Origin of the sequence: Paenibacillus sp. FSL H8-0280, assembly GCF_045040665.1 — a bacterium.
GTDB lineage: Bacteria > Bacillota > Bacilli > Paenibacillales > Paenibacillaceae > Paenibacillus > Paenibacillus xylanexedens_A.
On record NZ_CP150296.1, the window covers coordinates 643,615 to 656,365 of the forward strand.

Consider the following 12,751-nt stretch of genomic DNA (forward strand, 5'->3'; position numbering starts at 1 on the left):
GGGGGATTGTTGTGAGCGAAAAATGGAAGATCGAGCTGCATATGTCCCCCGGTGGATGGACAGCGGAAGTAAATACAGCAGCGGATGCGGACCAGGAAGTTTCCGTTTCTGCTTCCGCTGCTGAGGGCAAGACCGGATCGGCCGCAGGCATGTTCACGGTCACGGGAACGCCGGCGCGACTGAGCGAGGCCCAGCGCGAGGCTGTACTGGCTCAGCTGCGCAAGCGCCCGCTGACGCTGTACGCCCTGCTGCGCGGCGGCCCGGCGTCCGAGGAACTTGCCGGGCTGCTGCCGGCTGCGCAAGCGCCCGATGGCTCGCCAGGCGCAGCAACGGCCAGCGCGGCCGTGGCGTGCACCTGCGGCCGCCCCAGCTGCGCGCATGCCGCGGCCGCTGAGCGTGCCGTAGCCGCGCGCCTCGCGGCCGAGCCGCTGCTGCAGCTGGCGCACGCCGGCCTGCCGCGCGAAGCGCTGCTCGCCGGCGTGCTGGGGGCATGGGCGGAGGAACTCGCCCATGATCCCAGCGGCCCCGGCCGCGCAGCGGAAACGGCTGGCCGCCCGCAAGTGCGGGGCGGCGAAGGCGGCGCGGCCGTCGGCGAGTGGATCGCCGAGGCTGCCGCGGACGGCGCCATGCACCAGCCGGGGCCGGGCTTTGGCGCCGTTGAGGTGCGCCTCGCGCAGCCAGGCAAGCCGCCGGCGTTGCCGGAGCTGACGGCGCTGCTGCCGGGCGTGCCGGCCACCGCAGGGCTGGATTTGATCCGCGAGCGTGTAGCCGCGCGGATGTGGCAGGCTGTCCAGAAGAAGACAGACAGCCCGGCAACCAAATGATGCACCCATCAGAGCGGGGGAGATCTCAGATCACCCCTGCTTGTTTTTATTGCAGCATGTTGCATTATTCGATTTAATTCATTTCCCGGTACAAGATGAATTTTGTCTTTATCCAACAATGCCAATGCTCATTAGTAAAGTGCATCTCGGTATAATCGCTTTTTTGCATATTGGATATATGAAGGCATATTCCCACTTCACTTCTATTTGTGTACAGCACGGGGATGTTGCTTTAAAAGTCCAAAAAACGATCATACAGGCTGTACAGCCTGTATATGTTCATTCGGATCTCTTCTAAAGGACGTCTTTACCGGTGGAGCTTCGCTCCCAATTAAGGTATACTGTCGCAGGGAACACTGCACGCAGAGGACTATATAACATTTATATTATTGCGATAGGAGTTTTTACATGAAATCAACTACAGGAAGACAGCGCCGTATGGTGGTTATGCTGTCCTCATTGATGATATGCGGAGCATTGCTTGCCGCGTGCCAGAACGGTTCAGGCACAGAGGAGAGCCAGAATCCAAATGGAACAGGTAACACACAACAGGAGACGGACGGCACAACGGTTCATTTTACGGAGGATAAAGGAACGGATGGCGACAATGCTGGCGGGGATGACACATCATCTTCTGGCAACAGCGGTGAAGGCACGGATAGCGAGTCTGGGAATGCTTCAGCGGGCGAAGGGCAGGGCTCTTCGGACAATGGGAATGGCGCGACAGCGGAAGATCCATTGCTGGAGAAACGCAGTATCAGCGCACTGCAAACGACAATTGATGCACAATCTGTGGTGACCAATGCCGAGTCTATGACCGTCATTGTGAACAAACAACGGAGTCTGCCTGACGGGTACGAGCCGGACGATCTGGTAGAGCCGAATGTACCGTTCTCCTTCGACGAACCTCACGAGAAGCGGCATATGCGCAAGGAAGCTGCGGAGGCACTGGAGAAGTTGTTTGCAGGTGCAAAAGCGGATGGCATTGAGCTTCGTGCGGTGTCCGGTTATCGTTCATATCAGCGTCAGGTATCCATCTATAACAATAATGTCAAAACCAAAGGTCAAGAATACACAGATCGCGTGAGCTCTGTGCCGGGCCGAAGCGAACATCAGACGGGTCTTGCCATTGATGTATCCAGCCCGAGTGTGGGCAATGTGTTGGAAGAGGTATTTGGCACATCGAAGGAAGGCCAGTGGTTGGCTGAACACGCTGCAGAATACGGATATATCATCCGTTATCTGCAAGGTGAAGAAGATACCACAGGTTACGTCTATGAGCCTTGGCATATCCGGTACATCGGTACAGATTTGGCACCGGATGTGGCGAAGAGTGGGTTAACTCTGGAAGAATACTTCGATGAGGCTAATATCAAGTTGTAATTTGGATGTTTCATCCTTAAAGAAAAGATACTAATACTAATTCTCATAAATCCCCGAATGAACCGTCCTTGATCTAACCAATGGGTAGTCATTCAGGGGATTTTTTCTGTGCAAAAATGTTAATGGAGTTAAGATAGAATTAGACCTCATTCCATTGTTTTGGATGATGATAGACTGATATAATTCATGTTTAATCCGAAGAGACAAATACAACCAAAGCGAGGGACGAGAGAATGAGCAGACAGCAGGTATTTACGGGCTCCCCATGGGAACCATTGGTGGGATATTGCCGTGCCATCCGTGTAGGTAACCGAATTGAAGTGGCGGGTACAACCGCGATGCAAGATGGTGTAGTTGTTGGAGCAGGTGATCCGTATGCACAGACAAGGTTCGTTTTGCAGACGATCGAGAATTCACTGAAAGAACTGGGGGCTGACATGTCGCATGTGGTGAGAACCCGGATGTTTGTGACCGATATCTCCAGATGGGAGGAAGTTGGCAAGGCGCACGGTGAATTTTTTGGACAGATCCAGCCTGTAGCTACCATGGTTGAAGTTAGCGCACTCATTGATCCCTTATTGATGGTTGAGATTGAAGTGGAAGCGATTGTTGAAGATGAAACCCAAGCCGGTTGATTCTGGCAAATACCCGGAAGATTTTCTAAGGAACACGGGACGTCTTATTTGGCGATAAGGTCCTCTTGCTAAAATGTAAGGAACATCAGACACGTTATTTCCTAAATTCCTTTGATAAAAATGCTGTAAACAGCTATTTATTCAAACATAGCGTGCCTGAGATTCCTTAGATTCCTGCGGGTGCTTCAAATCCTTGAATAAGATGCCTCAGATTCGTTAGTGTTAACACCGCTTGCTCTTACATTCGGTATGTAATGTATTTCGTATGCAGCGCACATCGCACGTGTCTGCTCCGGACAAGTTTCAGATATCCTTCGGTTTTAAGCAGTTTGTAGACACACTCTAAAAAAACCAGAACCAGAACCATAACCAAAACCAAAACCAAAACCAAAACCAAAACCAAAACCAAAACCAAAACCAAAACCAAAACCAAAACCAAAACCAAAAAAAACAACCTTATCCATGCCTGTCAAAAGACAAGCGGATAAGGTTATTTTGAATTGACTTCGCCGCCTGGCCGCACGGCTGTGCTCTTGATGCACCAAACTCATTACACCGCGCGCCAGGAGCTACATGCGGATGGCTGGTCTTATGATGCTCCACACTCATGACCCCGCGTTAAGCGATGCACGCGGTCGTCTGCAACAACATATAACATGTGTTTCAGCCAAACGTTTTTCTAACCGTATTATTTCGCTTCCAGCTCTGCTGCAGGTGTTTCAACAACCACTTTCCAAGCTGTTCCGATTGGAGGCAGGCTGCGTGTCAACACAGGGCTGTAGAATCCAATGACTTTAGTTCCTTTGGTCAGTTCTTCAGCTTTCACTGTTTCACCTTCGTGGTTCACGATCATTGTGTCTTTAGCAATGTTCAGCACGACATGGTCAGGGGCTGTTTCTGTTAAGCGTGTACCTGTAATCTCAATCTGTGAGATACTGCCTTCAGCTGTTGTTACATTTTCAATTGTACCCGCTGTCCCCAGAACGTCTTTCAATTGTGATTCCGCAGCGTCATCCAGTACAGTGACTGTATAGGTCGGCGTTTGTGGTGGCAGACTGCGGGTGGTGATCAGGGAATGCTCAGCTTCCACGTTCATGCCAATGGCCAGATCAGTCAGTGCAATCTCTTTCCCCTCAACTGAGATGAATTTCGTCTCGTCGCTCAGATTAAGCACAATACCCTCCGTACCTGCACCACCAATCTGGATGGACTGATATTTATCTTGGTTTGAGATTCTGGTAATTACACCACGTTCAGTAACCGTCTTCACGTCCTCTTCACTGGAGATAGTCACTTGATTCCCTGTTGTGTTCACTTGTCCATGCAGTACCTTTTCGGCAAAAGAAGCAGGTACATACAAAGTGCCGCCTGTGATTTCAGGCGCTGTGCCCAGCGTGAGCAGCATTTTATTTACGGAATATTGGTCCTTGCCTGTAATTACCTGTGTCCACAGAGCACCCCGAGTCAGCTCTGCAGTTTTAGTTTCTTTATTCCATTCAAGTTCAATACCCAGTGCGTCGGTAAGATCACGCAGCGGGATCATGGCTACTTTGCCATCCTTGTTCCAATAACCATCGGAGATGGATGCACCATTCACGGATACGTTTACTACACTCACTGCGTTACTATCTGCTGAAACGGATGTTTGATGGACTGGTTTTGTGTTGTCCAGTGTTGCTGCATAAGCGGCTCCACCACCCAATGCCATGGATAGGGCCATCAGTGCACTTACTTTTTTCATGTTGTTGTTCATCAATATTCATCCCTTCTAATCTGTGTACTGACGCGGTAAAATCTTCCTTAGGGCCGCGCTTCAAGTTAATAGACGGGACAAATCGTCTAAGTGTTGCAGTTGAAATGTAATGAATGTAAGCGGTAGATTAGTTTAAATTAGAAATATCGCTTGTATTGCAGGTTATCCGCAGCAGGATCAGGTTAATTGCAGGTAAGTGGCCAAACCTTTGTCCTATTTCACATTCAAGTACGAGGAGGAACGGATTAGATGAGTGATATGTTGGTAGCGCTCTATCGTTTACCGGAGCAAGAGAGTGGACTGAGAGCGTTGGAGGAATCCTCTATTGTGATTCGAAGAGCCATTGCCCCAGAGAAACAAATTGTACTGGATTGGGTGAGGTCACATTTTAGCCAGGCTTGGGTGGATGAATGTGAAGTTGCTTTTGCGCGTCAGCCGGTGTCCTGTTATATTGCGGTTGAGCATGGGAAAATGATTGGATTTGCCTGTTACGAAGCGACATGTCGCAACTTCTTCGGACCGACAGGTGTGAGCCAGGATGCACGGGGCAAAGGTGTAGGCACAGCCTTGTTACTGGCGTGTATGCATGCAATGAAGGCGGACGGTTACGGTTATGCGATTATCGGATCAGCGGGACCTGTGGATTTCTATGCCCGGACGCTGGGTGCCGTGAAGATTGAAAATTCAACGCCGGGTATTTACGAAGGCATGCTGCGGGCAGAATAGACAATATTGATGTTGTGGAAGTTGTGGAAAAGGAAGGGAGGACGATGATGAGCACGAAACAAATGTTGCACATCGGAATGATCGGTACAGGATCAATCTCGGATCTTCATATGAGGTGTTATGCCAAAAACGAGGATGCCGTAATCTATGCCATCTGTGATCTGAACAAGGAGCGGGCTAAAGCTGCTGCGCAAAAGTATGATGCTCAATCCGTATACACCGATTATCGGGAGATGCTGGAGGACCCGCATGTGGATGCCGTCAGTATCTGTACCTGGAATAATACACACGCCGAGTTTGCCATTGCTGCACTGGAGGCAGGCAAGCATGTATTGCTGGAGAAACCGGTGGCAACCAATGTGGAAGATGCACTGCGGATTGAAGAAGCAGTGAAGAAGAGCGGACGTACGTTTATTGTTGGATTTGTGCGGCGTTATGATAACAATATGCAGATGATGCGCAGATTCATTGATGCCGGGGAGTTTGGTGAACTGTATTATGCCAAAGCTTCCATTCTGCGGCGTCACGGCAATCCAGGCGGTTGGTTTGCAGACAAAAGCCGTTCCGGCGGTGGCCCCCTGATTGATCTCGGCGTACATATTATCGACCAATGTTGGTACCTCATGGGCAGGCCGAAACCTGTTTCGGTCAGTGGTAATACGTATCGGAAGTTGGGCAATCGTGCCCATATCGAACATCTTTCTTTTTACAAAGCAGCCGACTACAGCGCAGCTGTGAATGACGTAGAAGATATGGCGAATGCACTTATTCGGTTTGAGAACGGGGCTTCGCTGGCTGTGGATGTGAGCTTTACCCTTCATGCACGCGGAGATGAATCTTCGGTAAAATTATACGGCGAGCGTGGTGGGTTCGAACTGGAGCCAGAGACACTGATCGTCACGGAGAAAAATAATACCATCCTGAATATTGAACCCCAGACGGACAATACGGGTCTCCATATTCATAGTGCATTCCAGAACCAGATTGACCACTTTGTGGATTGTTGCCTGAACGGTACAGAGCCGATCAGCCCAATTGCGGATGGTGTGGCTTCCACGCGCATGTTGTGCGGAATCTACGAGTCCGCTGAGAAAGGGCAGGAGATTCGTCTGGATTGAGTCCATTTTACATGGCAGTTGTCCTTCATTATATTAAAAAGCATGCGTCTTCCGCGTGATCTGCGGTTACGCATGCTTTTTGGCATCAGGTCATTTATTCAACGGTGAATTTTCGTACCCAGGGTCATCATAATCCGTATCCTGCAGCCTCGGAAGAACGTTCATGCTCTCAATCGCCTGCCGGGAGTGCGGCGTGCCATGGTCATACAGAAAGGTATACAGCAAAGTCATACCATCTGAAAATTGCTCTGTTGCCTCATCGTGGTCTGCTGATTTGTAGGGTACGGGAGCCCGTTGCAATGTATAGGCATCGTCATCCTCCAGCACCTTCATCAGATCTTTCAATCGGCCCAACTGTTCGTCATCCACGAACACTTCAAAGGGTGTAGATTCGTTCTTTGTTCGTTCAATCAGGTTATGAGTTACCGATACATACAGATGTTGTTTGTCGTCCTGCATAATCCAACCCCCATTCTGAAATGGAAAAAAGACGCTTCTACTGTTAATAAACAGCAAAAAGCGCCCTGAAACGAGCTACTATGCTCGTGTGTTATTTACTCATCAACATGTTCGGTCACATAAGACCAGCCATTGCCTTTACCTTGTAATCGACTTTGTTCAAAAAAATCAATTCCATCTACCGTAATACTGACTGACACGAGTGATGGTTCATCGCTAACTCCATAAGGGACCTCTTCCTTTGAGTTATTTCCCAAATCTCCCCGTTACGGGCACCTGGCGGGTGTCGGCCTCCATCGATCCTGAACACAGGGGACAGGCGGGAGGGCCTGAGGATGCCTTCTTGTTTGTTTTTGAAGAAGGCACAGCTGGCTTCTGTCTTAGCCACGCTTTACAGGTGGATGAACTGCACTTCCAGACCGCAACGGTCTCCGTACGCGCAGCATTACCTGAACCTGAAGTGTGCGAATGTGAACTGGAGGTATTCGCAGTTGTCGGACTCACACCTGTGGTGCTGAATGCCTTATGATTGCGAATTTCACCACTGCCACGCCGTTCACCGAGGCGATCCTCATCACGTTCGTTGTGGACCTCGTAGTCACGACGGTCACTGTGGCTGATGGCACGACGCTGTGCCACATCCCGACCTTCGGAACGGGCACCCGAGCCCGAGCGGGCATACGGTCCATTACCTTTACCATATGAAGTCTGACTGCTCGTCCGGCTCTCTTCACGAGGTTTGCGTTTGTCCGGAACTTCCATGCCGAAGGCTTCAAGCAGGAAACGGGACACATCCGCTGGCTTTCCATGATGGCTCGCCGGTGAGGTGACATACAAGTACTGCTTGGCCCGTGTGATGGCAACGTAGGCGAGCCTGCGTTCTTCCTCCAGCGCCATGTCCAGTTCGGCGTCTGTCTGTTGCATAGCAAGCGCGGCTTTCTGATCCTCAGGAATATCCTGACGCAGTGCTGTACTGTGAGGCACAATGCCTTCACTGGCTCCAATCCAGTACACACAAGGGAACTCCAATCCTTTGGCCCGGTGGATCGTCATCAGCTGTACCGCGTCACTATCCTGTGCGCGGCGCAAAGATTCCATCTCACGGTGTCTGCGGGAGAGCTCATCCGCGAATTGGATGAACTCATCCACCGTTTCGAATTTTTTGACGGCAGCTTCAAATTCATCCAGGGTTTCCAGCATCGTTTCCTTATAATGGGTGAAGATGCTGGGATCACCACTTTCCATATACTTGTCGTAGAACTGCCTGCGCATCTCCTGTATGGCGATGATGGGCTTCAGTTTGTGAAGTGATTTGATCAGCTTGATGCGTTCCTTGACCTGTTCCTGCTGGAACGGTTTCAGCTTTTCCCATTTTACCAGATGGATGAGTGGGTATTTCTTCGCCTGTTGTTGTTCACAGCGCTGAATCCATTCCAGACCCGCATCACGTGATACGTAGAGCGGTCCCAGTGCACTTGGAAGAGCATCCATGGCTCGTGGATCAAGAGACAGACGCAGATGATCCATCAGGGGTCTGATGAGAGACTGGTCGTAGAACACCGGGGAAGCACCATGTTGTACAAAAGGCACGTCTTTCAACACAAGCTGCTCAAATACAGCCCGGCTGCTGCTGGCTGTCCGGTGAAGAATCGCAATATCGCGATAGGTGTGTTGTCCTTCTTCAACCTGCTGGCACAGCTGGTTTACGACCCACGCTGCTTCTTCCTCCGCATTGGAGGGTGTAGCGAAACGGGGGGCATCGCCGCGGTTTCCAGCGGCACGTAGCCGTTTGTCACGTCTGCGTTTATTGCGGGCGACCAGTTCACTTCCGAGTCCCAGAATGCGTGCATCACTACGATAATTGATATCCAGCGTCACAATGCGTGCGCCGGGGTATACTTTATCGAATTCCAAAATCGATTCTTGGCGTGCGCCATTAAAGGTATAGATCGTCTGGTCATCGTCTCCCACAACCATCAGATTGCGGTGAGCGGAAGCCAGTTTTTGCACAATTTCATACTGCAGATGGTTGGTATCCTGGAACTCATCCACCATAATGTACTGGAAACGCTTCTGAAGCGGCCCCAGAACAGCAGGATCACGAAGCAGCGCGGCTGCCCGCAGTAAAATATCATCAAAATCCATTTTGCCACGATCCTGCTTCCAGGCTTCGTAACCAAGCAGAACACGCTTGGCATCGCGTTCTTCCTGTGATTTTTCAGGCAGATCGGTTGTTTCCGATCCTTGCATCTTCCATGCGGACAGCATGGCCAGCAGACTTTCAGGCTGGAAGGCTTCACTCATGCCATTTTGACGAAGAAGCATCTTCAGCACCGTATGCTGGGCTCGCGACTCGCCAAAGATCTCTTCCTGTACACCGTAATGACGCAATAATGTCAGCGCAAAAGAGTGAAAGGTGCGCGCCTGTACGGCTCTTGCGGCTGCCGGGCGTATACCTGGCAATGCGGCGATCCGGTCTTTCATCTCGGTGGCGGCTTTGTTCGTGAACGTCACCAGCAGGATACTGCCTGCATGTACGCCGCTGACCTCTATGAGGTAGCCGGCTCTTGCAGCGAGTACAGTTGTTTTGCCACAACCGGCTCCGGCGAGCGTCAGAATCGGTCCTCTGCCGTGACGGACTGCCGAGATTTGTGGTGCGTTTAACTTGATGCCTGCCTCTTCCAGAGAACGAAAATAAAAGGCATCCTGTTGCTCATTACCCACGAGTTGCCGACTGGTCTCCAGCGGAGCAGACGGGGACTGGGGCAGGGACGCCGCCGGGGTAACCCCGAGCGGACGGGGGTAGAACGTTGAGTTCGGACTTAACATGTTTCATCCACCTCTGTATGCATTCAGGGATAGGACTATCCCGGCTAAAAGTAAACCATTTGCCCTTTTCACAATCGCATTGTAAATTGGTATGATAGAGTTAGTCGCCTAATCAGGCGGTTAAGTATGGTCAAAGCTTCATTATACCCGAACATATGGTCTTGACGAAAGCCCCCGATTTCATCCAGTATCGGTATAAAACGGGCACCTGCACGAGATTACGCAACTTTTTGGCATGATATCGTATAAGTTATATGCCTGAGCATTTTGCATGAAGGATGTAATATGCTAATTTACTACTAAATAGAAATGATAATATTGGTTTTGACGGGACAGAGGAGGAATGGTCATGAAACTGCTTCAGCGCATCAAAGACGGAGCGAACAAAGCAACAGAGCGTGCCCAGCACGCCGTTGAGATTGGGAAATTGAACAACCAGATTGTGGGCTTGCAACAGGAACAGGAAGTCCATTTTACAGATATGGGTCGCATCTTCTATGAGGGTTATCGGGCACAAGATATGACGCGTGCAGAAAAAGAAATGGTGGATCTGTCGCAGCTTTGCGACGAATTGCAGGACGAGATTGATGGTCTGCGCAACAAGATTGCACAGCTCAAGAACGAACGATTGTGCGAGTGTGGACACGTCGCTTCCCTGGATGCCAACTTCTGCCCTAAATGCGGACGCAAGTTGGGTGAACTCAAGAAAGCAGCACCTACAGTAGGAGCTGCAGGAGTCGCAGGAGCCACCACAGCCGCGAGACAGGAGGCAGCTGTAGCTCAGACCCAAACTCCAGAGCCGGACTTCTACGATGCGCCACCTGAATTGGAACTGGAGGAAGACGAGCCGTATCATACGGTCATTCCGTCCATAGCCGATCTGGAAACGGAATCGGAATATAACAGTACGGAATTTACCCAGGAAGAAAAGGAAGCGTTCGATGCGGAGTGGGAACGTCGCAGAGATGAAGAGATGCAACGGGAACGTGAGCGTCAGCAGGAGCTGGACGAACGCATCCGCTACTGGAAAGAAAATAACCCGATTGTGAACACGGTGGACGTACAGACCGAAGTATCACGCGAAATGGTGAATTGTCAGATTTGTGCAGCCGAGCTGCCCAAAGGTTCGAAGTGGTGCCCGCGCTGTGGTGCTGAACAGATCTGATCTGATGCAGTAGAAGCACTGCCGCATCAGTGTGAGGCAGTGCGGGTTGCTGACAGCATGGGGGGACGGGAATATGGACCAACTGCTGCATCATTTGCGTCATCTCGGGTTTACCGAGATGGAATCTAAAATTATGGTGGAACTCGCTCGTCAGGGATCAGCCTCAGGATATGAGGTTGCGAAGCGGCTGGGCGTGTCCCGTTCCAATGTATATGCGACCCTGCAACGGCTGGAACAGCGTGGATTCTTGCGGTGTAGTCCGGGGGAACCGGCGAAGTATAGTGTACTGAAGCCGGAGGAGATGACACGTATGATCTCCGATCAAATGCGTACCTCTCTGGATTATGTTCAGAGCAGCATGCCCAAAAGTGAACCGGAGAAGCCTGTCTTCTATAACGTCGAAGGGGACAAAAATGTGTTTGAGAATCTGAGCCGTGAATTGGCCGAGGCTCAGCATGAGATTGTCGTAGACGTTTGGCGTGAAGAAGCAGAGTTGCTACGTAATGACTTACAACAGGCTGAAGCTCGCGGTGTGCGGCTGTTATGGTCGTGTGATGGTGGCGAAGGCATGCTTGATCAGCCTGTTCCTTTGCCGGGCCTGCCTTTGTACGGCACAGGTAATGGTCGGAAATTTTCCCTGGTGGTCGATCGCCGCTGGTGCATGTTAGGCATGCGCGGTGAATCATGCGCCACACAGGCAGTGGTGACGGAGCATCCGGTAATGACCGGACTGCTGCTTAATCATTTTGCTCAAGAGCTGGTGTTGTACGAACTGGAACAGGATATGGGGGAGGAACTGGAGTCCCGCTATGGACACCGGTATGAAGACCTCTCTGCGCGTTATTGGTCTTCTCCTTCAGGAGAGGGTGACCAGAGCTAGACAGATCGGCGACTAATTCACCTCTGATGGAGTGAACATGCCAGCACAAAAGTATTTATCTTGAAACGAATACGTGTGTACATAAAGCAGGCGCTGCCCAAGGCAGACGCCTGTTTGTGCTGGTTTGAGATATGACAGTGATGTTCGTCACAGCATCTGTTTCCAGTCAAGTCGATAGTAAAGGTATGAAGTGATGCTATTTTTGAGAAAATGAAGCTATGAACATTCGATTGAACTGGATCGGGTTGAACAGGATTGTACACGATCATTCTTTGGGCACGTGATATAGAGCTTCCAGCACGTCCGTATAATAAGCTGTACCATGGGGTACAAATTCCGTTGCCCGAATCTCGCGAACGATACGTTCCGGTTCATCAGCTGCATGATCGCTGCTTGACGGGTCCTTATGACCGATGGAATGTGGTGATGATGTCAACGGCTGGGTCTGAACTCCGGTAGCTTGGATCACGTCGATCTCATTACGAAACAAAGCGAGTAGATCATCCAGCGGCACTTCATACAGGCTATCCACCTCGCTAGGCTGCAGAACGTAGGCTTCGAGCGGCTGGTTCAGACATAATCCATAGACGGCGCTGAATTCCCGATCTATGAATGGGACACCACGCACCTCTCCTTGGAGCTGTTGTGTAGCCGTGAGTAGATAGGTTAGTGCCTCGAATGGAGTATAAACACCCAGTTCTTCCTCCAGCTCACGACTGGCGTCTTGCAGTTGTTCACCTGCGGTGAGATGACCTGCTGCTGTAATGTCGTAACATCCAGGAAAGGTATCCTTAATATCACGCCGCCGCTGAAAAAGGACCTGTCGCTGCTCGTCTTTGTCACGCACGATCCAGCAGTGGAATGAACGGTGCCAATATCCTTTAGCATGGACCTCGCTGCGTAGTGAAGTGCCGATCCAATTTTGCTGCTCGTCATAAATGTCGAAACGTTCTGGGGTCATGAAACGTATCTCCTTATA

General features: G+C 50.7%; 13 protein-coding genes. 7 read left to right on the forward strand and 6 right to left on the reverse strand.

What is annotated here, in order from left to right; translation table 11 throughout:
- The first annotated feature begins 11 nt into the window (after nt 1–11).
- The 3 genes from MHI12_RS03000 to MHI12_RS03010 all read left to right on the forward strand — a co-directional run bounded on the left by MHI12_RS03000 (nt 12) and on the right by MHI12_RS03010 (nt 2,842).
- Entirely contained in the window at nt 12–824 is an 813-nt protein-coding gene (locus tag MHI12_RS03000) for a hypothetical protein (protein WP_405171485.1), read from the forward strand.
- Between the two features lie 408 nt (nt 825–1,232).
- The gene (locus tag MHI12_RS03005; protein WP_405171486.1) at nt 1,233–2,207 is read left to right on the forward strand and encodes a D-alanyl-D-alanine carboxypeptidase family protein; all 975 of its coding nucleotides are present in this window, start codon (nt 1,233–1,235) and stop codon (nt 2,205–2,207) included.
- Between the two features lie 233 nt (nt 2,208–2,440).
- Nucleotides 2,441–2,842, forward strand: a complete 402-nt coding sequence (locus MHI12_RS03010) for a RidA family protein (RefSeq protein ID WP_339786615.1) — start codon at nt 2,441–2,443, stop codon at nt 2,840–2,842.
- Between the two features lie 320 nt (nt 2,843–3,162).
- Here the strand turns inward: MHI12_RS03010 and MHI12_RS03015 are convergent, their stop codons facing one another.
- Together MHI12_RS03015 and MHI12_RS03020 are read right to left on the reverse strand one after the other, a co-directional pair.
- Entirely contained in the window at nt 3,163–3,393 is a 231-nt protein-coding gene (locus MHI12_RS03015; RefSeq protein WP_405171487.1) for a hypothetical protein, read from the reverse strand.
- 137 nt (nt 3,394–3,530) lie between these two features.
- Complete coding sequence (locus tag MHI12_RS03020) at nt 3,531–4,595, reverse strand: copper amine oxidase N-terminal domain-containing protein (RefSeq protein WP_405171488.1); 1,065 nt, start codon at nt 4,593–4,595, stop codon at nt 3,531–3,533.
- A gap of 249 nt (nt 4,596–4,844) precedes the next feature.
- Between MHI12_RS03020 and MHI12_RS03025 the strand changes: the two genes are divergently transcribed.
- Nucleotides 4,845–5,321, forward strand: coding sequence for a GNAT family N-acetyltransferase (locus MHI12_RS03025; RefSeq protein WP_405171489.1), 477 nt, complete (start codon nt 4,845–4,847; stop codon nt 5,319–5,321).
- Between the two features lie 47 nt (nt 5,322–5,368).
- Nucleotides 5,369–6,439 (forward strand): Gfo/Idh/MocA family protein, encoded by a 1,071-nt coding sequence (locus tag MHI12_RS03030; RefSeq protein WP_405172923.1) that lies wholly within the window; start codon nt 5,369–5,371, stop codon nt 6,437–6,439.
- Nucleotides 6,440–6,529: 90 nt separating this feature from the next.
- On the opposite strand, the gene MHI12_RS03035 is transcribed toward MHI12_RS03030, so the two are convergent.
- The 3 genes from MHI12_RS03035 to MHI12_RS03045 form a co-directional block, all read right to left on the reverse strand.
- Complete coding sequence (locus MHI12_RS03035) at nt 6,530–6,898, reverse strand: hypothetical protein (RefSeq protein WP_405171490.1); 369 nt, start codon at nt 6,896–6,898, stop codon at nt 6,530–6,532.
- A gap of 95 nt (nt 6,899–6,993) precedes the next feature.
- Nucleotides 6,994–7,155, reverse strand: a complete 162-nt coding sequence (locus MHI12_RS03040) for a hypothetical protein (protein WP_405171491.1) — start codon at nt 7,153–7,155, stop codon at nt 6,994–6,996.
- Entirely contained in the window at nt 7,145–9,727 is a 2,583-nt protein-coding gene (locus MHI12_RS03045) for a UvrD-helicase domain-containing protein (RefSeq protein WP_405171492.1), read from the reverse strand. The genes MHI12_RS03040 and MHI12_RS03045 overlap by 11 nt, the downstream gene beginning before the upstream one ends.
- A 349-nt stretch (nt 9,728–10,076) precedes the next feature.
- Here MHI12_RS03045 and MHI12_RS03050 point away from each other — a divergent pair, with 349 nt between their 5' ends.
- A complete protein-coding gene (locus MHI12_RS03050) occupies nt 10,077–10,892 on the forward strand; it encodes a zinc ribbon domain-containing protein (RefSeq protein ID WP_405171493.1) in 816 nt (271 codons plus the stop codon).
- A 73-nt stretch (nt 10,893–10,965) separates the two neighbouring features.
- Nucleotides 10,966–11,772: a TrmB family transcriptional regulator gene (locus MHI12_RS03055; protein ID WP_405171494.1), complete on the forward strand. Its 807-nt coding sequence runs from the start codon at nt 10,966–10,968 to the stop codon at nt 11,770–11,772.
- Nucleotides 11,773–12,037: 265 nt separating this feature from the next.
- On the opposite strand, the gene MHI12_RS03060 is transcribed toward MHI12_RS03055, so the two are convergent.
- Nucleotides 12,038–12,733, reverse strand: a complete 696-nt coding sequence (locus tag MHI12_RS03060) for an NUDIX domain-containing protein (RefSeq protein WP_405171495.1) — start codon at nt 12,731–12,733, stop codon at nt 12,038–12,040.
- Nucleotides 12,734–12,751: the final 18 nt, after the last annotated feature.

Bases quoted from the DNA above. Each gene is read 5' to 3' on its own strand.
- MHI12_RS03030 (WP_405172923.1), top strand. From the start codon at position 5,369: ATGAGCACGAAACAAATGTTGCACATCGGAATGATCGGTACAGGATCA.
- MHI12_RS03035 (WP_405171490.1), bottom strand. From the start codon at position 6,898: ATGCAGGACGACAAACAACATCTGTATGTATCGGTAACTCATAACCTG.
- MHI12_RS03020 (WP_405171488.1), bottom strand. From the start codon at position 4,595: ATGAACAACAACATGAAAAAAGTAAGTGCACTGATGGCCCTATCCATG.
- MHI12_RS03025 (WP_405171489.1), top strand. From the start codon at position 4,845: ATGAGTGATATGTTGGTAGCGCTCTATCGTTTACCGGAGCAAGAGAGT.
- MHI12_RS03005 (WP_405171486.1), top strand. From the start codon at position 1,233: ATGAAATCAACTACAGGAAGACAGCGCCGTATGGTGGTTATGCTGTCC.
- MHI12_RS03060 (WP_405171495.1), bottom strand. From the start codon at position 12,733: ATGACCCCAGAACGTTTCGACATTTATGACGAGCAGCAAAATTGGATC.
- MHI12_RS03010 (WP_339786615.1), top strand. From the start codon at position 2,441: ATGAGCAGACAGCAGGTATTTACGGGCTCCCCATGGGAACCATTGGTG.
- MHI12_RS03050 (WP_405171493.1), top strand. From the start codon at position 10,077: ATGAAACTGCTTCAGCGCATCAAAGACGGAGCGAACAAAGCAACAGAG.
- MHI12_RS03055 (WP_405171494.1), top strand. From the start codon at position 10,966: ATGGACCAACTGCTGCATCATTTGCGTCATCTCGGGTTTACCGAGATG.
- MHI12_RS03015 (WP_405171487.1), bottom strand. From the start codon at position 3,393: ATGAGTTTGGTGCATCAAGAGCACAGCCGTGCGGCCAGGCGGCGAAGT.
- MHI12_RS03045 (WP_405171492.1), bottom strand. From the start codon at position 9,727: ATGTTAAGTCCGAACTCAACGTTCTACCCCCGTCCGCTCGGGGTTACC.